The sequence below is a fragment of the Bradyrhizobium sp. cir1 genome (assembly GCF_014198245.1).
GTDB lineage: Bacteria > Pseudomonadota > Alphaproteobacteria > Rhizobiales > Xanthobacteraceae > Bradyrhizobium.
Map to the genome: position 1 here is coordinate 229928 of NZ_JACIHE010000011.1, position 22783 is coordinate 252710.

Annotated in this window: 18 protein-coding genes and 3 pseudogenes; 8 read left to right on the plus strand and 13 right to left on the minus strand. The window is 60.2% G+C overall.

Annotated elements, in window-relative coordinates; translation table 11 throughout:
• Nucleotides 1-115 precede the first annotated feature (115 nt).
• The 10 genes and pseudogenes from GGD63_RS23075 to sfnG form a co-directional block, all read right to left on the minus strand.
• The gene (locus tag GGD63_RS23075; RefSeq protein ID WP_183245438.1) at nt 116-523 is read right to left on the minus strand and encodes a hypothetical protein; all 408 of its coding nucleotides are present in this window, start codon (nt 521-523) and stop codon (nt 116-118) included.
• Between the two features lie 28 nt (nt 524-551).
• Nucleotides 552-755 carry a hypothetical protein gene (locus tag GGD63_RS23080; protein WP_183245439.1) on the minus strand — a complete coding sequence of 68 codons (204 nt, stop codon included), beginning with the start codon at nt 753-755 and terminating at the stop codon, nt 552-554.
• Nucleotides 756-1169: 414 nt separating this feature from the next.
• Nucleotides 1170-1746, minus strand: a pseudogene (locus GGD63_RS23085) (flavin reductase family protein).
• 81 nt (nt 1747-1827) lie between these two features.
• On the minus strand, nt 1828-3024 hold the full coding sequence (locus GGD63_RS23090; protein ID WP_183245440.1) for an acyl-CoA dehydrogenase family protein: 1197 nt from the start codon (nt 3022-3024) through the stop codon (nt 1828-1830).
• Nucleotides 3025-3051: 27 nt separating this feature from the next.
• Nucleotides 3052-3840 carry an ABC transporter ATP-binding protein gene (locus GGD63_RS23095; RefSeq protein WP_183245441.1) on the minus strand — a complete coding sequence of 263 codons (789 nt, stop codon included), beginning with the start codon at nt 3838-3840 and terminating at the stop codon, nt 3052-3054.
• 65 nt (nt 3841-3905) lie between these two features.
• Nucleotides 3906-5237 carry an ABC transporter substrate-binding protein gene (locus GGD63_RS23100; protein WP_183245442.1) on the minus strand — a complete coding sequence of 444 codons (1332 nt, stop codon included), beginning with the start codon at nt 5235-5237 and terminating at the stop codon, nt 3906-3908.
• A 28-nt stretch (nt 5238-5265) separates the two neighbouring features.
• A complete protein-coding gene (locus GGD63_RS23105; protein ID WP_312013380.1) occupies nt 5266-6270 on the minus strand; it encodes a branched-chain amino acid ABC transporter permease in 1005 nt (334 codons plus the stop codon).
• Nucleotides 6271-6327: 57 nt separating this feature from the next.
• Nucleotides 6328-7218 carry a branched-chain amino acid ABC transporter permease gene (locus tag GGD63_RS23110; RefSeq protein ID WP_183245444.1) on the minus strand — a complete coding sequence of 297 codons (891 nt, stop codon included), beginning with the start codon at nt 7216-7218 and terminating at the stop codon, nt 6328-6330.
• Entirely contained in the window at nt 7218-8042 is an 825-nt protein-coding gene (locus GGD63_RS23115; protein WP_183245464.1) for an ABC transporter ATP-binding protein, read from the minus strand. The genes GGD63_RS23110 and GGD63_RS23115 overlap by 1 nt, the downstream gene beginning before the upstream one ends.
• Before the next feature lie 123 nt (nt 8043-8165).
• Nucleotides 8166-9272, minus strand: a complete 1107-nt coding sequence (gene sfnG, locus GGD63_RS23120; protein ID WP_183245445.1) for a dimethylsulfone monooxygenase SfnG — start codon at nt 9270-9272, stop codon at nt 8166-8168.
• Here sfnG and GGD63_RS23125 point away from each other — a divergent pair.
• Nucleotides 9259-9627, plus strand: a complete 369-nt coding sequence (locus GGD63_RS23125; RefSeq protein WP_183245446.1) for a hypothetical protein — start codon at nt 9259-9261, stop codon at nt 9625-9627. The two genes, sfnG and GGD63_RS23125, sit on opposite strands and share 14 nt — an antisense overlap.
• A 60-nt stretch (nt 9628-9687) precedes the next feature.
• A complete protein-coding gene (locus GGD63_RS23130) occupies nt 9688-9978 on the plus strand; it encodes a hypothetical protein (protein ID WP_183245447.1) in 291 nt (96 codons plus the stop codon).
• A gap of 720 nt (nt 9979-10698) precedes the next feature.
• Here GGD63_RS23130 and hisN read toward each other — a convergent pair.
• Complete coding sequence (hisN, locus tag GGD63_RS23135) at nt 10699-11487, minus strand: histidinol-phosphatase (protein ID WP_183245448.1); 789 nt, start codon at nt 11485-11487, stop codon at nt 10699-10701.
• A gap of 1032 nt (nt 11488-12519) precedes the next feature.
• Here hisN and GGD63_RS40990 point away from each other — a divergent pair.
• The gene (locus GGD63_RS40990) at nt 12520-12894 is read left to right on the plus strand and encodes a DUF2169 domain-containing protein (RefSeq protein ID WP_409334087.1); all 375 of its coding nucleotides are present in this window, start codon (nt 12520-12522) and stop codon (nt 12892-12894) included.
• A 232-nt stretch (nt 12895-13126) separates the two neighbouring features.
• Nucleotides 13127-14455: a DUF3422 family protein gene (locus tag GGD63_RS23145; protein ID WP_183245450.1), complete on the plus strand. Its 1329-nt coding sequence runs from the start codon at nt 13127-13129 to the stop codon at nt 14453-14455.
• Nucleotides 14456-14586: 131 nt separating this feature from the next.
• On the opposite strand, the pseudogene GGD63_RS23150 reads toward GGD63_RS23145, so the two are convergent.
• A pseudogene (locus tag GGD63_RS23150) lies at nt 14587-14849 on the minus strand (DUF736 domain-containing protein).
• Between GGD63_RS23150 and GGD63_RS23155 the strand changes: the two are divergent.
• The 4 genes from GGD63_RS23155 to GGD63_RS23170 all read left to right on the plus strand — a co-directional run bounded on the left by GGD63_RS23155 (nt 14833) and on the right by GGD63_RS23170 (nt 21593).
• On the plus strand, nt 14833-15162 hold the full coding sequence (locus GGD63_RS23155) for a hypothetical protein (RefSeq protein WP_246785606.1): 330 nt from the start codon (nt 14833-14835) through the stop codon (nt 15160-15162). The pseudogene GGD63_RS23150 and the gene GGD63_RS23155 sit on opposite strands and share 17 nt — an antisense overlap.
• 1328 nt (nt 15163-16490) lie before the next feature.
• Nucleotides 16491-18185 carry an outer membrane beta-barrel protein gene (locus tag GGD63_RS23160; RefSeq protein WP_183245452.1) on the plus strand — a complete coding sequence of 565 codons (1695 nt, stop codon included), beginning with the start codon at nt 16491-16493 and terminating at the stop codon, nt 18183-18185.
• Between the two features lie 613 nt (nt 18186-18798).
• Nucleotides 18799-20250 carry a pitrilysin family protein gene (locus GGD63_RS23165; protein ID WP_246785607.1) on the plus strand — a complete coding sequence of 484 codons (1452 nt, stop codon included), beginning with the start codon at nt 18799-18801 and terminating at the stop codon, nt 20248-20250.
• Nucleotides 20251-20309: 59 nt separating this feature from the next.
• Nucleotides 20310-21593, plus strand: a complete 1284-nt coding sequence (locus GGD63_RS23170; RefSeq protein WP_183245453.1) for a pitrilysin family protein — start codon at nt 20310-20312, stop codon at nt 21591-21593.
• 1091 nt (nt 21594-22684) lie between these two features.
• On the opposite strand, the pseudogene GGD63_RS40240 reads toward GGD63_RS23170, so the two are convergent.
• Nucleotides 22685-22783: pseudogene (locus GGD63_RS40240) on the minus strand (methylmalonate-semialdehyde dehydrogenase (CoA acylating)); the annotation flags it as partial.

Below are 22783 nucleotides of genomic sequence, written 5' to 3' on the forward strand. Positions count from 1 at the left end.
GGTCCCCGATAGGGAGACGGCCAACCACTGAGCTTCCAGGGCATTGCGCGTCGACACAAAACGCCACAAAGGTCGAAGTCCGGTTGGGGCAGAATCTCCAGCGAGGACCGCAGCGCTAAGATTTGCTGGCGCGTCTTCCATTGCCGGCGCGTAATTGCTGGCGGCGTTCATGCCGTCGCCGACGCGCCTCTGCAGGGCGCAATGGAGCTATCACGGGCTTCGGTTGCTCGGAAGAAACGGCCTCGGTCTCTGCCGAAACCTCCGCAGCGATCGCCCGCGCTTCCCTGAATTCGAGGAGCGAACGTCCCTTCTCGGTGATGCGCCAGCCGCCATTCCCGCGCTCAATGAGCTTCTGCGAAAAAATGTTGAGGCCCGACACACGGGCGGCCATTCTCTTGGTGCGTTCGGCCCAGTCCCGACCGCTCGTCGCCAAAATGGCCATGTCGCGTTTAAGCTCGGCCAGCGGAGCAAACCCATCCGGATAGCTCACCAAAATCTTCAGGACTGTGACCTGGAAGTTCACCTGACTGACAAACTGACATTGTCCTGGCCTACCGCCACATGGTCGGTGCTTCGGAAAGGGCGGCTCGACCGATCTGTTTGAGGCCATCGGGTGTCTTCTCACCCTTGGTGGCCGCTTCCAGAATCTTCGAGGCGACATGGGCGCGGACGCCAGTTTCGTGCCGGGAAATGCTTTCGCAGACCTCGTCGAGGATAGCGCGAAGAAGCGTTGTGGTAGCGGTATCAAACCCCATAGTGGTCTCCCCCTATCCAACGATGATCAAGATAATACGGACTTCGTGCGAAAGGGATTCAGATGTGTGAATCAGGTGGGAAATCTAAGATCGCTCCAATCGGGCGGAGAGGTCTTCGCACAGCAGCAATGCCTAGCAAGGGCCTGCTCTCGTATTTGGTGCTAGCGCGAATGGGGTATGCCGCTCAGGAGGCAGTCAGCAGAGGCAACAGAGCCCTGTAGCGGCGGAGAAATAGCGGCGCGCCATGCGCTGACGGCTGTCGTATCCAACTCTCTGGGGCATGAACCTCATGCGGCGTTCCGGTCGTTCAGACATTCGCGGATCGATACATCGGTCAACAAAATGCAAATCGATTGCACCGGGACGCCTTGGCATTTCGAAGTACAAGGCGTTCGCCGGCGCCCCAACCAACTTTCACACGACCGAGCGTCCCCGCACGGGAACGCTGATCTCGGCAAGCCTTGCGGCGCCTTGCTGGTCAACCGCCACATACTGCCCGTGCCAGTAAGCGAGCGCGGCGCTTCGGGTCGAGCTACGGATCTCGCGGACACAGCCGATGACGATGGCGTGCGAGTGGCGCTCGATGATCTCCTCGACCTCGCAATCGAGCGCGCCTAAGGCGCCGACGAGCAACGGAGCGCCTGATTTGCCCGCGCTCCAGTCCGAGCCAACAAAGCGATCGGCGCCTTTCAGTCCACCCTTGCCGGCAAAGCGCTCGGCAACATCGAGCTGGTCGGCGGTGAGGATATTCACGCCGAAGGCACCGTGGCGTTTGATCAGGGGAACGAGGATGTATCGCGATTGATGCTGACGATCAGCGTCGGTGGGTCGACGGAGAACGACGTCACCGAGGTCACAGTCATGCCGGTGATGTCCTTGCCGAGGCCTACCGTGATGACACTGACGCCACCGGTCAGATGAGCATGACGCCGCGGAAATCAGCGGACGAAACGGCAATATCGGTCATGATATTGCGGGGAACTACGTTCATGGCACATTCCCCGAAGCGGGGGTCCCTCGTATTCAGGCAAGATCGTCTCGACGGTCGCTGACGTTTGGCTGCCAACCCAATCTATTCTCCTCCCTCATAGAAAAGCTCGAGGGGCAGACCGACCAGCGATTTGCCGATCCAATCCCGCGCAATCACATTGGACGGTCCCATCGCGATGGCTGCACGCGCGTCGCGAAAGGAACGCTCAATCGGCCCCCGGTGATAGCCATAGCCTCCGGTCACCGTCAGTGCCGCGGAGGCGACCTTGTTGGCGACCTCGGCGGCATGGACCTTGAACTCGGTCAATGCAATCAGGATCTCGCTCTGGGGCTTGCCGGCGCGCCAGAGTTCATCGAGCTTCGCCGCCAGTTCAAGCCGCCAAGGCCGCAGCGTCTCGACCAGTACCTTGGCCGCACCGAGCTCCTGACGGACTGCCTGGTAGTCCGAAAGACTCTTGTTGCGGTCCTTGTGAACGAAGCTCTTTGTGTGCGCCACCGCCGCATTCAGCACCCCACGCGCCACGCCTTCCCAAACGGAGCCGAGCCCAATGAGATAGACCGGCGATACGCCGTCGTAGATGATCTCCTTCCCCTGCCCTTCGGCGCCCAGCCGATCCCGCTTCTGGACCTTTACATTGTTGTAGCGGATCGGCCCGGAGTGGTTGGCGCGCACACCAAGGGCGTTCCACGGCTTTGATTCGATGCCTTCAGATTTGCCGTCGACAATGAAGAAAATAATGTCGGTCTGGTCCTTCGCGCCGGGCGTGCGCGTCTGCACCACGTAGAAATCGGCCTGACCGGAGCTCGTCGTGAACGATTTTTCGGCGTTGAGGACATAGTTCTCGCCGTCTCGCGCGGCTTCGGAGAGGTTATACCACCAGTGTCCGCCGGTGGCGCGTTCGCTGGTCGAATAGGTGCCAAGCAAGGCGCCGCTGCTCGCCTTAAGCCAGCGCTCCTTCTGGTCGTCGTTGCCAAACAGGTTGATCGTCTGGGCCGCGCCGACATGCATGACGTAGACGAGGCCGGTCGAGGCGTCGGCCTGCCCGATGCGGTAAGCAGCTTCCGCGAAATCGACATGGCCGAGGCCAAGCCCGCCAAATCGCGGTTCGTTCAATACGCCGGTCCAGCCGGCTTCCGCCAGCGTCTTCAGATTCTCTCTGGGAAATCGGCCTTCCTGATCATTGCGATCGGCGTCGATCTTTACGGTCGCCTCGATTGCGGCATCTAGCCGGGAATAGACGTCCTCATTGATCTTACGCGCCAGATTGTCGTTTGCCATGATCAGTCTCCATTGTCTCAATCAAATTCAAGCAAGGGCGTGTGTCAGTGACTTCTCGCCGACTTCCTTTTGCGTCGATCCGCCGAGGTAAAGCGCCTTGATGTCGTCGCGATTGCGCAATTCCACTGACGCTCCGGACAGCACACCATGGCCATTCTCCAGGACGACCGCGTGATCGGAGAAGCGCAGCGCAACCGTTGAATTCTGTTCCGCGACGAGGATCGAGAGCCCCTGGTCGCTGTTGAGTTGCTTCAGCGCGCGGAAAATGTTCTCGACCACGAGCGGCGCGAGCCCCATCGATGGCTCGTCGAGCGCCAGGAGCCGTGGCCGCGACATCAGCGCGCGGCCGATTGCGGTCATCTGCTGCTCGCCGCCTGAGGTCAGTCCCGAGATCGACCGGCGATGATCCTTGAGCCGCGGGAAAAGCGCGTAGATCTTGTCGAGATCGGCGCGAATTTCGCGCGAGTTCGCGTCCCGGCCAATCGCGCCGCTGATGAGGTTCTCTTCCACCGTGAGCGAGCGGAAGCAATGCCGGCCTTCCAGCACCGGAACGATCCCGGCCCGGACCAGCTTGGCGGGCGACGCGGACGCAATGCCCTTGCCGTCGAAAACAATATGCCCGGCAACCACCTGGCCACGCCGCGCGGGCAGTAGCCCCGAGATCGCCTGAAGGGTCGTCGACTTTCCGGCGCCGTTGGCGCCGAGCACGGCGACAATCTCGCCGCGCCGAACCGCAAACGACACATCGTTCACGGCGCGGATGGCGTGATTGTAGGTTGCGGCCAGCCGCTCGACCGAAAGCAGAACGTCACTCATGCCCTGATCCATCCCACCCGAGACCTGCGGGAGCCGAGCTCCCGCCGGTAGCGAGCTTCACCGCGTTACTGGCTCACCGGATCGTCGCCGGAGGTCCGGACCTTGATGCCATGTTCCTTGGCATAGGCCGTGGACGACCTCTCGATAATCGGCCGGAGGAACGCCCAGTCCGGTGCAATCCAGTCCGAAACGACCTTCCACTTGCTGCCGTCCCACTGCTGGAAGGTGACGCGTCCGTCGCCCTCGTGATTGTCCCAGGTGACGTTGATGGAGTGGAACAGGCCCTTCGCGCCCAGCGCCTCGACCCGCGCCGGATCGAGTTGCAGATGTTCAAAGCCCCAGCGCACCTCGTCGCCGGTCAAGGTGCGCTTGCCGAACTTGGCCTGCGCAATCCGGACCGCCTCGACATTGAGGATGCCGTTCACGATTCCGAGGTTGTGATAGACGCTGCCGATCCGTTTCTTATCCTCGAGATTGCCCTTGTTCGCGCCGTAGACGGTCTTGATCACTTCCTGCAGCACCGGATATTCGGAACCAGAGGCCTGGGTCGTAATCGCGACATAACCCTTGGCCGCGTCACCGGCGGGAATGACGTCCTCTTCGGAATTGGACCAGACGTTGCCGATGATATGGTCGGCGGGGAAGCCGACCTTCTGCGCGGTCTTGAGCGCGACCGGGTTCATTACACCCCAGCCGCGGAGCACCACATAGTCCGGCTTCGCCCGGCGGATTGATAACCACTGTGATTGCTGCTCGTTGCCCGGATGCGGCACTTCGATCTGTTCCAGGCTGAAGGCATATTTGTCGGCCAGGAGCTTGTAGATCGGGATCGTCTCCTTGCCATAGGGAGAGCCGTGATAGAGCACGACGATCTTCTTGCCCTTCAGCTTGTCGGGACCGCCCTCTCGTGAGGCAATGTAGTTCACGATGCCGGAGGTCTCGCTGTAGGGGTTGAGCAGGAGCGGGAAGACATATGGGAAGACGCGCCCGTCGGTCGAATCGGTGCGGCCATGGTTGATGGTGATCAGCGGCACCCTGTCCTTGGTAATCCGATCGATCATGGCATAGGCGATGCCGACCGACAGCGGATTCCAGGCGGCGATCCCGGGATGGCTCTTCAGCCGCTCGTAGACCTCGATGCCGCGCTCGACCTCGTACTGGGTCTCGCCTTCGTCCCAGGTCAGCTTGACGCCATTGATGCCGCCATCGCGGATGTTGACCAAATTCAAGTAATCGATGAAGCCTCCGAAGAACCCGGTGCCGCCGGCGGCATAGGGACCAACGCGATAGCTTTGCAGCGGGAAGAATTGCTCGTCGGCGTGCACCGCCAGCGTACTGGCCAGACTCACGGCGAGCGCCGCGCCCATCGTCATCTTCAAACGTCTCAACATGCTCATCGGAAGCTCCTTTTGGGTTAAGCAAATCTCAGGTTGGAATAGTCGGATGCTTGGCGGGCCACACCGCGGCCCAGGTACGGGCCCAGGTGCGGTCCCAGAGGGCGATCAGCCCACGCGGCTCTGCGATCAGAAAGGCGATGATGAGCACGCCGATAAGGATGCGCTGGCTCATCTCCAGCACGCCGGAATCGAAGACACTGCCGAGCAGGGCGGCGCCGACGCGCGACAAGAGAAGCGGAAACACCACGATGAAGGCTGCACCGACAAAGGAGCCGCGCAGGGAGGCAAGGCCTCCGATAATGATGATGAACAGGATTTGGAAGGAGCGATCGAGATTGAAGCCGGCCGGCTCGACGGTGCGCAAATACGCAAACGCCCAGAGCACGCCGGCGACGCCGATCAGGAAGGATGAGATGCCGAAAGCGAGCAGCTTGGTGCGCAAGATTGGCACGCCGATCACCTTGGCCGCGATCTCATGATCGCGCACGGCGACGAAGTTGCGACCGGATTGGGAACGCAATAGTCGCAGCGTCACCAGGCTCAGAACGACCACGACCGTCAGCGAGAAGACGTAGCGCTCAACCGGGTTTGTGAAGGAGACGCCAGCAATACTGAGAGGTGGCGCATCGATCACCCCGGATGCATTATCGTTCGAGAACCAGCCGAACTTGGTGAGCGCCCACTGCACAAAGAATTGCGCGGCGAGCGTCGATACCGCCAGATAGAACCCGCGCAGCCGCAGGCTCGGCAGCCCAAACACGATGCCGACCGCCGCGGCGATGCTGCCGGCCAGCACCAGATCGACCAGCAGCGGCAATCCTGGAATGCGGAGATGAAGATTGTATGCGGCATAGGCACCGACCGCGAGGAAGGCGGCTGAGCCGAGCGAGACCTGCCCGGCATAGCCGGTAAGAACATTCAGCCCGACAGCGGCCAGCGCCAGAGCCAGGAACGGCGTGAGCACGGCATCCAGCAAGTAATCGGAGCCTGCGAGCGGAACGACGCCGTAGGCGGCCACGATGGCGATGCCGATTCCAAGCGTCTCGGCGGAAACCCGCCTGGATTGAGTGGAAGCGAGAGCGGCCACGATCTACACCCTCTCCACCGGCTTCTGCCCGTACAGGCCTGATGGCCGGATCAGGAGGAGCGCCAGCGCCACGACATAGGCCGCCCAGGCCTCGATGCCGCCACCGAAGAACGGTCCGACATAGACCTCCGCCAGCTTTTCGATCGCGCCAATCAAAAGCCCGCCGACGATGGCGCCCGCAATCGAATCGAAGCCGCCGAGCACCAGAACGGGAAGCGCTTTCAAAACGACCAGGGACAGCGAGAACTGCACGCCGAGCCGGGCGCCCCACAAGAGCCCGCCGACGAGGGCGACGATGCCGGCCACCGTCCAGACCGCGGCCCAAACTCGCGGCAGCCGCAAGCCTACTGCGAGAGCGGCAAACTGATCGTCGGCAACGGCACGAAACGACAGCCCAGTGCGGGTATAGCGGAAGAACAGCGCAAACACGGTGACCAGGGCTCCTGCGACCGCCGCCGCGAACAGATCGAACCGGCTGATCAGAACGCCTGCGAGTTCGAACGGGGTATCGCTGATTCCGATGTCGAGGCCGTGCACCTGAGTGCCCCACAAGAGCTGCGCAGCGGCCTCGATCACATAGGAGAGCCCAAGTGTCGCCATGAAAAGGGTGATCGGCGGCTGGTTGACCAGCGGTCGCAGCACCGTGCGCTCAATGGTGATACCGAGACCGACCATGATCACCAGAGTCGCCACCAATGCTGCAGCAAATGGGGCGCCGCGCTCGACCAGGCTGACGAAGGTCAGCGCCGCGAACAGCAGCATCGCGCCTTGCGCGAAGTTAAGCACGCCGGACGTCTTGTAGATCAGCACAAACCCAATCGCGACGAGCGAATACATCACCCCCGAGAGCAGGCCGCCGATCAAGACCTCAATCAAAAACTGATAGTCGACCATCAAGCCGCAAGCTCCGTGTCATCCTCATGCGCGACCCCGAGATAGGCATCGATCACTGCCGGATCGGTGCGGATCTCTTCGGGCGTGCCGTCCGCGATCTTGCGGCCGTAGTTCAGCACCGCGACACGATCGGACAGCCCCATCACCAAACCGATGTCATGCTCGATCAGCACGATGGTGGCGCCAAAGCTGTCACGGGCGTTACGCACATGCAGCGATAGTTCCTGCTTCTCGGAGAGCGTTACGCCGGCAAACGGCTCATCCAGCAGCAGGAGCTTTGGCCGCGCGACCAGGGCCCGCGCAAGCTCGACCCGCTTCTGCACGCCGTAAGGAAGCGTTCCGGCAATACGGTCCTGGACTTGGTCCAGATGCAGGAAGCCGATCACTTCCGTCGCGGCCGCACGGTTTTCCGCCTCGATCTGGCGCGCAAGCGGCGAGCCGACGATCTGCCGCAGGAAACCGATGCGGACACGGTGCGCAAGCCCCATCAGCACATTGTCGAAGACCGAAAGCCCCTTGAACAGCGCCAGATTCTGAAACGTCCGCGCCACGCCATGGGCGGTGAGCTTCGAAGTAGGCACTTCATCGAAGGCGTGCTCGCCGAACCGGACCTCACCACGATCGGCCCGGTACTGTCCGCTGACAACGTTGAGCAGCGAACTCTTGCCGGCGCCGTTTGGTCCGATGACAGCGCGGATCTCGCCTTGCGCGACGTCGAGGTCGACGTCGCGCAGCGCCGCGACGCCGCCAAAAGTCAACGAAATGTTTGCAAGTCCAAGCACCGGACGCGCGAGCGGCTGAGGCACATGCCCCCCGTGGCGCATGTTCGCATCACCGCGTTCCCTGGTCTGGCCATGGGCCGGCCCGTCTGGAGGAGCTTCCTCCAGACGAAGCACGCCCGGTCCTGTCGCGATCCCTGCCACTGGCTGCTGCCTTTCTTTAACGGCCTATTCGGCCGCCTGCACGTGCAGAGGCGTACGCGCCTCGAGCTCGCGGACGAGCGGGATCACATGCTTGCCGAAATATTCGACCTCCTCCTGGAAATGCAGGAAGCCGAGCAGGATCAGGTCGGCGCCAGCGCGCTTGAGCTCGATGATGCGTTCGGCGACCTGTTGCGGTGTACCGATCAGGTTCGAGCGGAAGCCATCATTGTACTGAACGAGATCCTGGAACGTGGATTTGGCCCAATTGCCTTCGCGCTCCGGGCTGGCATTGCCGGCATTCTGGACTTCGTGGTGGAAGCCATGGACGGCCTCCGGGATCGCCTTGTCCAGGATCTCCTGCAGGACGCCCTTGGCTTCCTGTTCTGTCTTCCGGACGATGCCGAACGCATTGATGCCGATCTTGGTCCGAAAGCTCTTGGCGAAGGTCTTTTCTTTGGCCCTGATGTCGTCAACCTGCGCTTTCAGGCCGTCGGGCGTATTGCCGTTGGTGAAATACCAATCGGATACGCGAGCCGCCATGTCACGAGCTGCACGCGAGGAGCCGCCCTGGAAGATTTCCGGCAGCGGATCTAACGGCTTGGGCTTCAGCGAATAGTCGTTGAAGCGATAGAAGTCGCCCTTGAGCGTGAAGGTCTCCTCCGTCCATATCCCGCGGAGCGCGGTGATGAACTCCTCCGAGCGGCGGTAGCGCTCATCGTGGTCCAGCCATGGTTCGCCGATCGCGTGGAATTCGCCGCGGAACCAACCCGAGACGATGTTGACGGCAACACGCGCATTGCTGAGCTGGCTAATCGTTGCGATCTGCTTGGCAGCCAGTGCTGGATTCCATGGGCCGGGAAGGAGAGCGGCGATAACCTTGAGCTTCTCGGTTGCGGCAAGCAGCGCGTGCGAGAAGGCGACAGATTCGTGCTGCTTGTCGGCTCCGTAGCCTGCCGTGAAGCGAATCTGACTCAAGGCGTAGTCGAAGCCAGCCTTCTCGGCGATCTGCGCGAGCTTGCGATTGTAGTCGATGTCCCAGCTGGTGCGCTGCTCGATCGTCGAAATAACCAAGCCGCCGGATACGTTCGGCACCCAGTAAGCGAATTTGATCGGGTTGTTGTTCGCGGTCATCCTGCTGATCCTTGAAGATTTAGACAAGAGCGACGCCTGGAGGCAGGCGACACCATGCAATCACGCCGCCCAATACGAGCAGGTGTTCACGTTGCTATTCAGGTCGCCCTATGGGCCGTCGGTTTGGAAGGGGTACGTCGACGTCCGGATTGCGCTGGTCTACGGCGCGCCACAACCGGGCGCACAAGAACATCGAGAAGGTCTGCGCATAGCCGGATCACTCAACTCGTCGAAGACGTCGTCGCGCATCATGATCGTTCCTGGCAGGCGTCATTGCCTGATGATCAATCCTTTCAGAGAACTTTTGAGCGTGCGAGTCCAAGACGAACTATTTTTCGTCGCGCGGAGACAATGAGTTTTTCTAATTTTCGCGGCCGACACATCGTTTGTTGCCGCACGACGACAAACAGCGTGTGTGCACTCGTCAGCTGACGAATTCGTCAAAGAGGCGACTGTCGCCTTAACCGTCGGTAAAAGCCGCGCCGTCATCCTGTTCTGGCAAATCGCGATCCTCGCCGCCAACGCTAGCGAGATGATGGTCGCCGTCTTCGTCATGATGTTCGTCGGCATCCTGCGGGCGGTCGCCGTCCGCGCGCTGCGGTCTTACTTGTTGCGCGGCAACCGCAGTTCGAGCATTAAGGGCGAGGCGTCACTGCCGAGATCTGATCGTGACGGGTTTTCTCGGCGACGCATCGCGGATCGGTAAGGACCGATCGTCATCAGCGATTATCCATGCCGGCATGAACGGCTTTCAGCTGAGAGCATCCCAGCGTGCGGCCCGACCTTCCGGTCCTGATTGCCTCCGCCTACGGAGACTGAATTCGTCGGAACTGAACCGTTCAGGCAACAAGAACTGCTACGGGCCGACTACCGCGATGCTGAACCAGCCGGAGCGGCACGACACGAACGTGCACGTGCTGCGGGGTCGGCAGCCTTAACTCAATCCGTCGCGTGTTCGAGCGCGATGCTGGGCGACGCAGTTCCGGCCGGAGAGGCTCATTAGGCGGGCGTAACCTATCCATGGACCTCGGTTCATACCTCTCGCTCCTCTGCTCGTTAGTTCTTCTCGCCTCCGGGAACTTTCCCGGTTGACAGAGCAACGAGCACGGCGACGCCGGCTAACCAGAAGTTTCGCGCCACCTCTTCGGTGTACTTGAACGCTTCAATGTTCGGGAGCTCATTCGGATCTACCTGCGCCATATGCAAGTAATCCAAGAAGAAACATGCTGGAGGCCGCAAGGGTCCACAATCCAACCAAAAGACCGGACGCAACGGCCCACCATCCCGTCCGTTTCCTGTAGCGCACGAACCAAACAAATAATGCGCTCAGGGGGAATACGACGACTGCTACCGTCGGCCACGCCCACCAGAGGTCAGCAAGGGGACGACCGTCCCTCCGATGCGTCCTGTAGGGCATGATCGGTGGTTATCCCTGGACCAAGGCCAGCGCTTCGGCATGAAGCCGCGGCGTTGCGGTTGCCAAAATGCGCCCTTCCGAGTGAATCGAGAGCGGGCATCCCTCCCAATCGGTGATGCAGCCGCCGGCGCCCTGCACGATCGGAACCAGCGCCATGTAGTCATATGGCTGAAGCCCCGTTTCGAGAACGATGTCGCAGTGTCCCGACGCAAGCAGGCCATAGATGTAGCAGTCGCCGCCGAATCGGCGCATACGAGCAACTCGCGACAGCCGCTCGAATGGCTCCATCTCGCCTTCGCGGAACATGTCAGGCGATGTGGTGTAGAAGCTCGCGTCGGCGACGCTCTCGCATGCGCTGGTCCGAGCCAATCCATCGCCAAACCGCGCCACGCTGGGCTTCGCCATCCACCGCTCGCCCGTAAAGGGGATGTCGATCAGGCCGCAGAACGGCTGCTGCTGATAAGTCAACGCGATGAGCGTGCCGAACAAGGGAAAGCCGCTGATAAAGCTCTTGGTGCCGTCGATCGGGTCGACGATCCAGGTGAATGCTCCGCCGGGCTTGGCTCCGATTTCTTCGCCGATGATGCCATGATCTGGAAAGCGCGCCTCGATCCTTTCCCTGAGACGCAACTCGACGGCTCGATCGGCGATCGTCACCGGGCTGGCATCGGACTTGGCGACGACATCCAGCGGGGTGCGGAAATAGGACAGTACGATGGGTCTGACCAAATCCGCGAGCTCGGCGGCAAATGACAGATAGACATCGGCATCGTCTGCCGTGACGGCATATTGGGCCATTACAACTCCTTCAGGAACAGCGGCCATCGCGGATGATGGAGTGCGTCCGCATATGCTTCCAGATGCCGGATTTGTGACGCACCAATATAGCCTCGAGCAATCTGCTTAGGCGGCTCCAGGCCGCTCAGTGGGATCATCATCGTGTACCAAGGGCGGCCTGATACGCAACGCCACTGTCTTTGAACTTGTTAAGAAGTACGTATCCATCCGCGACCTTGTATTGTCCTTCAGGCTATCTCGCCGGTATCGCCCTTCGCGCCCGACGAGGACAGAACGATAGCACTAAGACAGCGATCTTCATGCGGCATTTTGGACAGCCTAGATGTGTGATTTGCCTATTGACGCGCTGCCGATCAAACGGCGCGCGCGAGGCGCGATACGTGTTCATCAAACGCGACCTGGTCGAGCATGACCGGAAGGAGCTTCGTGGGGCTGCCCAGGCACCTTTCGGGCAGCGCCTGACTAACCCCGTCCCCTGACCAAAAGCTGACGGCCGCGATCAATTGCTCGAATTCGGCAACTTGCGGGGCGCGATGCACCCAGTCAACTTAGAACAGCGACGCTACAAGCCTCAAACTTCTCAGAGTTTTCCAGCCGCGCAGGCAGTGTCAAGGTCCTCACCAATCGTGGCTAATGAACCTTCGCCGCCATGAGGCCACGTCAGCAACTGCGGGTTCAAGGCTGAAGAGCTTCAGATATAAAAGCACCTTCGTCATCTTCGATTCGCTTTGACGATCTCAGCCCCGGAGATTGATCGCTGTACCGGCTTTTGTACCGGCGTCGAACTGCTAGTCGCAGCATCGCGGTAAGTTGCGGCGGAGCGGCTTTGTCGGCCGATGATTCTGCTGGAGCAAATTGCCGCTGCTTCGAATATCAACCTTTGCCGCGGGAACGTCGGGTTTACGCAACGCGGAGCTAAACGGCTGCCTACCAACTTTGGTATGGGACATAAAGACGCGTTTGCATCGGGCGACCGAAAGTCTGTCACGCTCGAGAGATATTGGTGGGACGAAAAACGTCTTTGCAGGCTTCATGCCCGTTCTTGTAAAGCCCCGCACACTGGGTCTGTTGACGAAATGCGAGCGTCGTCCTCCAGGGACGACCCTCATCATTTCGGTCTTCGCCGTGTTCGACCTCGCCAACCCGCGCCCGGATCGTTTGCAGAGCGAGCAGGAGCTTGGGGACATGGCCGTGAAGGAGCTTCCGCCCGGCACCCCTCTCGACGTCGGCCTGCCCAAGCCACAAGTCGAGGTACTCATCGGCGGACACGCGGCGGAACCTGAGGGACGGCCAGATAACCATGTCCACGTAAATCTAAGCATACGTCGAACGGTGCCGCGCGCCACCGCCAAGGTCGCGCGCGCACCGCCACACCGATTGAGCCACAATGCCCGCGTTTCGCCATAGACACCGGACCATACCTTAATGGCGTCATCCAAAAGCTGGATGGGGCGGCTCGATCTCAATCTGCCTGGCCCGACGCTCCTCCCGCAAGACCTCTTTCCCGAGTTCAAGGCGGCGTGATCGTCGACACGACTTCATCAGCAACCTAGCCGCGCGCAACCGTTTCCCCGCACCGCCATTGCCCCCCGCGTCAAGGCTGACGGTTGCCTGCTCACCTGAAGCGAGGCGTGAATACATGATCGATGATGAACTGGATCTGCGAACCTTCACGCCACATCCGCAACGCGACGCTGTGCTCCGCGAAGTGCACGCGCGCCCCTTCACGCGCCTTGTTTCGCCGTTCAGTGTGATCCACTTCGCTTTTCTTGCACAGGGCGAGGCGGCCACAAGCGATCGCTGCCGTTTTATCGATTTTTGCCTCGAGCGCAATCTTACGCCGCCTGAGCAATCGGCGAAACTTCATCAGATTGTCATCGGGCCCGCTACGCTACGCTGGGAGCAACATTCGGAATTTACGACATTCACCTGGATCTGGACTAACACAAATTGTTCAGCCGCAGACCAATTTGACAAAGTTGATGGTACCGTCCGATCGCTAATTCGCGCGCTGCGTCAGACCGGACAGTTGCTGGTCGCAATCAGGCTAGAAGTGGAGCGGGACGCCTCGCCGACCAGGCGGGCGGAACAGATTTTTGACAAGAATAGCCTGGCCATGGTTGCCACAAAGAGCGGCACAGGCGTTGCCGCCTCAGACTTCCGCGTAGACGAAAAAGGCTTCGCGAAAATACTCGTCTGCGACCTCGGGTTGACGTCGCACGATCTCGGAGCGCTAGTGCAGCGGCTCCTGGAAATCGAGACCTACCGACCATTGGCGCTGCTTGGCCTGTCGGCTGCTCTTGAGCTTGCACCATCTGTTGATCGCATCGACCGCCGTCTTGTTGAGGCGCTCGAGAAAATGCAAAGCGGTGAAGGGCTGCAGTTCAACAACCATCTGCTTGCCGAGCTGACGGCGCTGGCCGCATCTTTCGAAAGAGGCGCGACCGGCAGCCTGTTTCGCTTCGGCGCCAGCAGGGCCTATTACGAGCTGGTCCAATCGCGATTATCCATCATTGAAGGCAACGATGTCTCGGGCTATCCAACCTGGTCGTCGTTTCTGGCACGCCGCATGGCGCCGGCAATGCGAACCTGCGCAACTGTGGAGGATCGTCAGGCGACTCTGTCGGTCAAGCTAGCGCGTGCCGCCGATCTGTTGCGAACCCGGGTCGACGTCGAAATCGAACGACAGAATCGTGACCTGTTGCAGGCTATCAACGAGCGCGCGAGACAGCAACTTCGGCTGCAGTGCACGGTCGAAGGATTGTCGGTCGGGGCGATAGGATATTATGTGGTCAGCCTGTTTAGCTATCTTGCCAAAGGCGCGCATGATGTCGGACTGCGAGTAGAGCCCTCGTTCCTGACCGCAGCCTTCGTGCCGATCGCGGTCGGCGTGATCTGGCTGGTGAGTTACAATGTCCGAAAGCGGCACCTCAAGCACAACGATGCGCCCTCGGTTACTTGCGACTAGAGCTCCTAATCGGTGCGTCCGTCCTGCGAAGCTCGCATGGTCGGGGTGCGACCCTGCCGCAAGATCGCGGCCGGCTCCTGCGCAAGGTAATGCCCCGCCCGGACTAGCCGGGCGAGGCAATGTGGGCCGGGTCAGTCGCCGTTGCGACGGCCGGGACGGGGCCAGATCAGGCTGAAGCCCTCACCTTCCTCGTCGGCGAAGAGGTTGGCGAAAATCGGAGCGGTGAAGCTCCGATCGTCGAGCTTCAGACCCAGATAATCGCGGCCCTCGTTGGAGCGCTTCGACCAGGCGGCGACCCCGATCTCCACACGGCCGACATAGACCCGGTGGCTCGCCGCACGTTCCTGGCCTTGAACGAGAGGGTGGTGATTTCGCCGGTGAACTCGTTCGCCATGGTAGTTCTCCTTGATCTCTGCTTTTCGAGCCCGCTCCTTGCGGCCTTGATGGTGATCGACAGGGTGGAGGCGACCGACGGCGCACCCCGAAGGGGCCTGACAGCAAAGGAGCAACTTTCTTGGCTCGCGCGCGGAATGACGGCGCAGCCGGCAGGGGAGGACATTTGTGACGCCGCTGCTGCGTCTTCGGCGGTCGAGACGCAGCCGTCCTTCGGCCAGATCAATCCATCGAAGAGGCTGTTAGTGCGCTCGGCCTACAGAACTGACGTCAAGGAGAATGTGGCGAAACTGCACCGAGAGGCCGGCAAGTGAGTTTCGATGGTGACACGCGCCCTCTCCCTTCACACGAACGGATGTGGTGGCGTGATTACGCGTCGGCCGCGCGGCCCATTCACATTTATGTCGCCGCATCCTTCGAGATGCGACCGCTTGGTGCAAGCCTCTATGGTCACCGTGACGAAGCCGCGGCGCAAACTTGTTGACCGCAGCTTCAACGGCCAGCCCGCTCTCGTTCGAATTTCGACGATGAGGACCGCGATCATTGCGGATACCTGGTCCCGTCCCGCCGGTCGATGTGACGCCTTCAGTGGGCGCTACCATTGCCCGGCATGTGCAGGTGCGGCCATTCCTTGAAGCGGATGAAGCCGTGATGCGGACGGCAGTTGCGCCTGCGACAGCAAATATCGTCTGCCAGATTGGTGAAGGCCCCGTCATCAGGGCGGTTCCATATGTGGCGGTATAGCCCGCGGCGGTAGCGGGGCGCGACGTAGAGAAAGATGGTCTGGAGCCGAACCCAAGCCCATGACGCGAGAGCGAGCGCAAGCCGGGCGACGCCAAAGCTCACACCGCACGCCACGAGGGCCGTTACAATGCCGCCAAGCATGCCGGCGCCAGTGTGGAAGGCCCAAATGCCATCGTCGGGCCAACGAAGAGGGGTAGTGCGAAAGCAGCAAGCAGGAACACCAGCCAACAGAACAAGCCGATGACGAGGATAATGAGTGGTGGTCCGAGGATGATCATGACGGTGGCTCCGTGAGATAGACGTCTGACGGCTGCGCCTTCCACCACCACGGCGCGCGCGACACTATAGCAGGAAACGCAGCGACCGGATCGTCACAAATCCAGTTGCGCGCTTTTTGTCATTCGCGCCGAGCTTGCGCTGCTCGTGCAATAGCATTTGACCCTTTGTGATCTTCAACTGGGCGCCGGCCTCTCGAAATCACGTCGCGCAATCAGTTTCAGGAAAGTCCTGTGTTCTTGTCCATCTCGGTTGCCACTCCATCGTGTGTGCTGCTTTTCAGCATCCGGGGTAGCAATCGCCACTCACTCCCACCCTGGTTGTTTTCCGTTCGCCGGCGCTTTGAAGCGCAACTATTCCCACGCAATGAAGCTCAGACTGTCAAATATGAGACAACGTCGGCAAGTTGACGCGACAAACTCTTCCGAAAATCCGGCAAAGCATACGAATTCAGTTCGGCACGCGGTTTGCTTCATTCGGGAAATCATCACCAATCGTCGTGCGGTGATCTTTGGGACGGACCTGGCGCGCGTTACCGCGTGCCTGGTCTGCTCCGACGATCTGTCGTGCGGCGATACTTCAGGAGGCGGGTCGTGAACCGGGAAGTACGGGGCGAACTTTGATGCGATGTAGAATTATTTTTTGTGGTGCGGCAACGATTGCGCTGGTTGCGAGCAGCGCAGTCAAGCCGGCGGGCCTTGAGCCACAACTTAAACTGCCACAGGCGGTATGGAACTGGTCTGGAGGCTACATTGGCGGGCACGCCGGCGGTGGGTACGGCCGCACCTCCTTCAGCAATCCACATGGTCCATCAATCTATGGCGGCATCGTCGATACCCCGGCGTTCCTTGCGGGTGGCCAGATCGGTTACAACTGGCAGAACAACAGCTGGGTGTTTGGCATCGAGCTGGATGCCTCCGGTTCTGTCTCCGAGGGTACAAATACATGCCTCGCCCCTTCGGGCTTTGTTGTGAGCGCAAATTGCAAGGCAGGTCCGAGCCTCTTTGCGACCGGGACCGGTCGCCTCGGTTACGCCTTTGGCGCGCTCGGACACACGCTGGCCTATCTCAAGGCAGGCCTAGCTTGGCAAAATAATCGGGGCGATGTGGTCAACAACTATGAAGGCGGCTGGCCACAGGGCAAAACGCATTTCGACGATGGTCGGGCCGGTGGCATCATCGGGCTGGGCGTCGAGCAAACCCTAACGCCTGCATGGTCGGTGAACGTCGAATATGACTATCTGCATTTTGGCGGGCCGAACGTCGCGACGGCTTCGACAGTACAGTTTCCTCCGTTTGCGATTCTGCCAGCGGACACGACCAGCCTGGCCAGCAACTATCACATCGGAAAGATTGGCCTGAACTACCACTTTGGTGCGGACCCAGAGGCCGCACAATGGTCCGATGCGCCGCTGTATGGGAAATCAGCCGGCAGCGTACCACCCATTTTCTACGCACCCGGCTGGTCCTTCGAAGGCGGCTCGCGGCTCTGGCTGAGCCGGGGACGCTTCCAGTGGGATCGCAGCGCAGCGCACGAAGACGAGGATCCTGGGATGCTCATATCGAGACTCACCTATCATGGACTGGACGGATTCTCTGGCGAACTGTTCGGCCGTGTTGATAGTCCCTGGGGAGTGTTCCTGAAGAGCAACCTTGGTATCGGAGGCTTCAACAAAGGGAAGGACAACGATGAAGATTGGCGGCCCCACGAGGGACTCTCGTACCAGAACACCCTTTCAGATCAGTCAAATGGAAGGTTCACATACTACACGGCCGACGTCGGTTACGATTTCTTGCGCAGCACCGATTACAAGGTGGGGGGGTTTATAGGCTGGACCTATTACGGGCAGAGCTCGGACTCGATCGGTTGTGTCGAGTTCGCTAATCCGCGGAATCGATGTCTTAACCCGGGTGACAACAGAATCGTGGGCAGCCAGGATACTCAATGGAATGCGCCTCGGATCGGCTTGAGCGCCGACACGATGCTGACCGAGCGTTGGCGCCTGAACGCTGATGTCGCTTACCTGCCTTGGAGCGGTTTCAGGGGGCGTGACTATCATCTCTTGCGCGACATGACCATCTTTGATGAACAACGCGGAAATGGTGGTGGCGGCGTCCAGATCGAAGGCGTGCTGTCCTACTCAATCACGAAGAACATCAGCGTCGGCGTCGGTGGCCGCTATTGGGCCATGTGGACGAAAAAGGACAGCGACTCTTTGTGCAGCAGCCGCGGCTGCGCCGGTGAGCCGCTCACATTTGCGAAGTACAGCATGGAGCGCTGGGGTACGTTCTTTCAGGCCTCCTATAAATTCGGCTGAAAGGGCCTCATCTTCGTCCGCTTGAGATTGCCTGTCGAGCCATCCTGGTCTGCTGGTTAACACCGACGGCGACGTCAACCACGAAACGCGAGAACCCCGGCAGCAATGCCCGGGGTTTTTTGTTTGCTCTGGCAATCTTTTACTACGCTATTGTGCATGGCCCGACATCTGCTGTTGGCTGAATGCAACAGCGCTGGTCGGCTTTTTTGGTTAAGCATCTTCAGCCGAGTTGTGAACCCGAGATTTCATATGCCGACCTGACGCAACAAGGAGCTCCGCGAGACGCCTGCTCGTCTGGACGTCCCTTCAGCTATCCACGGCCCAACGAGTTGAGCTGTCTTCATGTTGCGGCTCAATCGATGCCGGCAAGCTGTCGCTCTACAAATCCGACAAATTGTAGTGCGGCTCGCTGGGCCATGTCGTGTTCACGACATCGCAACGGCGGACCTTTAGCCAGAAAACGTGTTGGTTCTGCTTGATTTCCAGTTTGCGCGCGCTGGCCGAGGCAAATGGCCCAGCCCTTGCTTCATTGCATTTCGAACCGTGTGCGGCTGCCAGCTCTTGATCGGCTCTGCCATAGGATGTGCGTATTTATGGAACGAAGGGCGCTGCCATGAGTGATTGGGGATCGGTCAGCGGAAACACGGCAAAGACCGACGGTAATGCCTTCGACCCGATGACGCGGACTTCGCTGCCGATCGAAGAGAGATCAAAGGCGAGCACTACTGGTCACCTAAACGGTTCTCACGAGGGTAGCGTTGTTGCTCAGGCCAGGTGGGATCGACCAGCCAGCTTTACGCTTCAGAACGGGCTCCAGGTTGTGGTCATTCCGGATCGTCGGACGCCCGTCGTAACTCAAACGATCTGGTATAAAGTCGGCTCGGCCGACGAACCACCTGGAAAATCAGGACTCGCGCATTTCCTAGAACATCTGATGTTCAAAGGCACATCCAAACATCCGCAGGGTGAATTCTCCCAGGCCGTGATGCGCGTCGGCGGCGACGACAACGCCGCCACCGGGACCGACTTTACCGTATATTACGAGAACGTGCCGCGCGAGCAGCTCGGCCCGATGATGGAATTTGAAGCCGACCGCATGACCAGCCTTATCCTCGAAGACGAGGACGTGTTGTCCGAGCGCGACGTCGTGCTCGAGGAGTTAAATAAAGGCGTCGCCAACCATCCAGGCGCGCGGCTCGCCGAGCAGATGATGGCCGCGCTTTACCTCAACCACCCCTACGGTCGCCCCATTGTCGGTTGGCGCCACGAGATTGAAAAGCTCGACCGCAAGGACGCGCTCAGCTTCTACAAGCTTTTCTACGCGCCGAACAACGCCATCTTGATCATCTCGGGTGACGTGGAGGCCAACGAGATCCGCTCTCTGGTGGAGACGACGTTTGGCAGCATCCTCCCGCAACCCTCGATCCCCCGAGAACGCTCGCGAGCTCAGGAGCCAACGCCGGCCGCGGCGCGCACCGTGACGCTGGCCGATGCCCGCGTTGAGCAGCCAGCTCTGCACCGCTACTATCTGGTCCCGTCGGCACGCACTGCGGTCGCCGGCGAGGGCCCGGCGCTTGAGGTGCTCGGGGAATTGATGGGCGGCGGCATCAACTCATATCTCTACCGCGCGCTGGTGATCGACAAGAAGCTCGCGAGCAGTGCCTCAGCGAGCTACGAGCCCACCGCGCTCGATTCGTCGCAACTCACAATTTCTGTCACACCAAAACCCGGCATCGAGTTCGCGCAGATTGAATACGCTATCGACGGAGTGATTGCCGATATTGCGCAGTATCCTGCGCGCACAGAAGATATCGAACGGGTTAAGGCGCGGCTGCTCGCTCATGCAATCTATGCCCGGGACGACCAGGTAGAGCTTGCGCAATGGTACGGCAGCCGGCTCACGACAGGACTGACCATCGACGAGATCCTAGGCTGGCCGGGCAGCATCCGCGAAGTCACTGCCGCGCAGGTGTCCGCTGCCGCGCGCAAATGGCTCGACAAAAAGTGTTCGGTAACTGGCTATCTCGTCAATGAGCCCACTCAAAGAAACGGGGAGAGCCGATAGTGACCCAGTCTTGCACACGACGTGACGTCCTCCTCGCTGGAGCGTCGGCTTTAATCGCAATGCTCGCATCACCAAGCTTGCTTGCTGCTACCAGCACGTTTGTCGCCGCCAAGGTCAAACGCGTGGTCTCGCGCGGCGGTATAGAGGCCTGGTTGGTGCAGGATGCAACGGTCCCGCTGATTGCTGTAGAATATGCCTTCGGAGGCGGCGCGACCCAGGACCCCAGCGACAAACCTGGCGTAAGCCGCATGGTGGCTGGGCTGCTCGACCAAGGCGCCGGCGATCTGGACTCCACGAGTTTTCATCAGCGGCTGGACCGCCGCGCCATTGAGTTGAGCTTCGAGTCGGATCATGATCGTTTCCGCGGTAACTTGCGCACGCTAAAGGACAACAGGGACGAGGCATTTGACCTTTTACGGATGGCCCTGACCTCGCCGCGTTTCGACACGGCCGATCTCGAACGGATCCGTGCCGGCGTGATTGCGAACCTTCGGCATGAGCTGACCGATCCTTCGTCACTCGCAATTCGCAAGTTCTTCGAAGTCGCCTTCAAGGATCATCCCTATGCTCGGCAGGCCGGAGGCACCCTCGACAGCGTGCCAAAGATCGAGGCAGCAGATCTCAAGGGCTATGTCCGAGGCGTGATCGCAAAAAACACACTCAAGATCGCGGTGGTCGGCGACATCGATCCAGAGGCCCTGTGCAATTTGCTGGACAGGACTTTTTCGAGCCTACCGGAACAGTCTAATTGGACGCCTATTCCCGAGGTCTTCGCAACAAAGCCACCGCAGCGCGTTTTCATTCCTCTCGATGTACCGCAGACATTTGTGACATTCGGAGGTCCCGGCGTCCGGCGCAACGAACCTGATTTCATGGCAGCCTGTGTCGTCAACCGCGTCCTTGGCGGTGGAATGACCTCGCGGCTCTTCCGGGAAGTCCGCGAGAAGCGCGGGTTGGCCTATTCCGTCAGTGAGCGGCTGGTCTGGATGGATCATTCAGCCGTATTCGTCGGCTCTAGCGGCACGCGGGCTGAGCGCGCCAGCGAGACAGTCGAAGAGATCGAGAGGCAGGTCCGCCACATTGCCGAGGAAGGGCCAACCCAGCAGGAACTCGACGATGCAAAGTCTTACCTGAAGGGTTCGCAGAAACTGGCTCTCAACACATCATCGAAGGTTGCGCGAACGCTGTTGCAGCATCAGCTTGATAAGCTGCCGATCGACTATCTCGAAAAGCACCACGCCATCGTGGATGCGGTGACGTTGGAGGATGCCAAAAGAGTGGCGGCGCGTCTCTGGGGCAACGGTCTGCTCACCGTTCTCGTCGGCCGTTCCCCAGTGCCATGACTACACGCCGGTCAGGTGCCGAGCCGGAGTTAAACCGCAACTCCGCAGGCCATCCACGCCTCAGCGAGGACCGGCAGGCTGGTCCTGATAGGAGAACAATGCGGCTTGGCTCGGCGCCCGGTGAGCTTTTCCAAAGAGACCTACGAATCTGGACTCAAGAAATTGCGGGGGTGAGCGGCAGCTGAATCCCACATCCCACGCGAACATCGGATAAGGGATTTGTGAAATACTGCATCTTCATAACACGCTCGCCACGAGAAAGTGCACGTACGGCGGTACATCGTAACCCGCGCAGCAAGGGAGCGCGAGTGAATATCGAAAGTTCTCTGAGGTCCCCGAGGTCCAGATGGGAGGGCACGGCCTCTCTCGACGGCCCAACCACATACGGATGAACTTGGTATAATCCAGCGGGCGCGTCCTCAAAAAGGAGATGTCGAGCCGGCGGCCCGCAACGGCTTGCCTGCCAGCATGAAGATTAAGGCCCGCCGGGCGCCATCCCAAACCTGTCGAACTACGCCGAGTTCTTCCCGGGAATGCCGAAGAGTTGGGCTCTCACGTTTATGGTCAATGAGCAGGATGCCACTACGGGGCCGGCCCGCTGGTGCCCTCCCCTGGGCCGGCCTCGCCAACCCTTACTATTCGATCGACCGCCCAAATGGGATTGGCGGCTACAGGCAACACAAATCTTACCCTTTGCCGACCAACCTCGGTCGGAGGCTATCTTCAGTTTGAGACTACTGTATACGGCAATACTAAGAGAGCCGTAGCTTAAATCCAACAGGCGAACTTCTCGCCGAACCCGCGTGAACTCGTGGTCATCCTTGTGGCGGCGAGTTGGCAGCCACAGGCTTGCTCTTGAAAGTTAGGCTCGTTCTGCGGGCGTCGACCTTCCCGTCCGCTTCTTCCGCTGCCCAGGCCGGCTGCAGCTTCGGTTGCTGCTCGTGCGAGTTTCGGCCCTGCACGATCAGCCTTGTGCTGATCGAGGGCCGCTCGAGGAACAGTGTCGCAACCATGCGAAGCCGGGCGCTAATTTTTTGGGCGCCGCCCCCCGGCTTAGGGGGTCAATATTGCAGGCCGAATGACACTTCTGCCTACGACATCGTCGGCATGACGAATTCGGCACCGGCTCGTATTCCGGTTGGCCAGCGGCTGGTCACCGTCTTCATTCGCGTATTGAAGCGAACGCCTTC

Coding starts and splice junctions, on each gene's coding strand:
- GGD63_RS23165 (WP_246785607.1), top strand. CDS start 18,799: ATGAGTGATTGGGGATCGGTCAGCGGAAACACGGCAAAGACCGACGGT.
- GGD63_RS23100 (WP_183245442.1), bottom strand. CDS start 5,237: ATGAGCATGTTGAGACGTTTGAAGATGACGATGGGCGCGGCGCTCGCC.
- hisN (WP_183245448.1), bottom strand. CDS start 11,487: ATGGCCCAATATGCCGTCACGGCAGACGATGCCGATGTCTATCTGTCA.
- GGD63_RS23090 (WP_183245440.1), bottom strand. CDS start 3,024: ATGGCAAACGACAATCTGGCGCGTAAGATCAATGAGGACGTCTATTCC.
- GGD63_RS23160 (WP_183245452.1), top strand. CDS start 16,491: ATGCGATGTAGAATTATTTTTTGTGGTGCGGCAACGATTGCGCTGGTT.
- GGD63_RS23115 (WP_183245464.1), bottom strand. CDS start 8,042: ATGCGCCACGGGGGGCATGTGCCTCAGCCGCTCGCGCGTCCGGTGCTT.
- GGD63_RS23170 (WP_183245453.1), top strand. CDS start 20,310: ATGCTCGCATCACCAAGCTTGCTTGCTGCTACCAGCACGTTTGTCGCC.
- GGD63_RS23080 (WP_183245439.1), bottom strand. CDS start 755: ATGGGGTTTGATACCGCTACCACAACGCTTCTTCGCGCTATCCTCGAC.
- sfnG (WP_183245445.1), bottom strand. CDS start 9,272: ATGACCGCGAACAACAACCCGATCAAATTCGCTTACTGGGTGCCGAAC.
- GGD63_RS23095 (WP_183245441.1), bottom strand. CDS start 3,840: ATGAGTGACGTTCTGCTTTCGGTCGAGCGGCTGGCCGCAACCTACAAT.
- GGD63_RS40990 (WP_409334087.1), top strand. CDS start 12,520: ATGCCCGTTCTTGTAAAGCCCCGCACACTGGGTCTGTTGACGAAATGC.
- GGD63_RS23145 (WP_183245450.1), top strand. CDS start 13,127: ATGATCGATGATGAACTGGATCTGCGAACCTTCACGCCACATCCGCAA.
- GGD63_RS23110 (WP_183245444.1), bottom strand. CDS start 7,218: ATGGTCGACTATCAGTTTTTGATTGAGGTCTTGATCGGCGGCCTGCTC.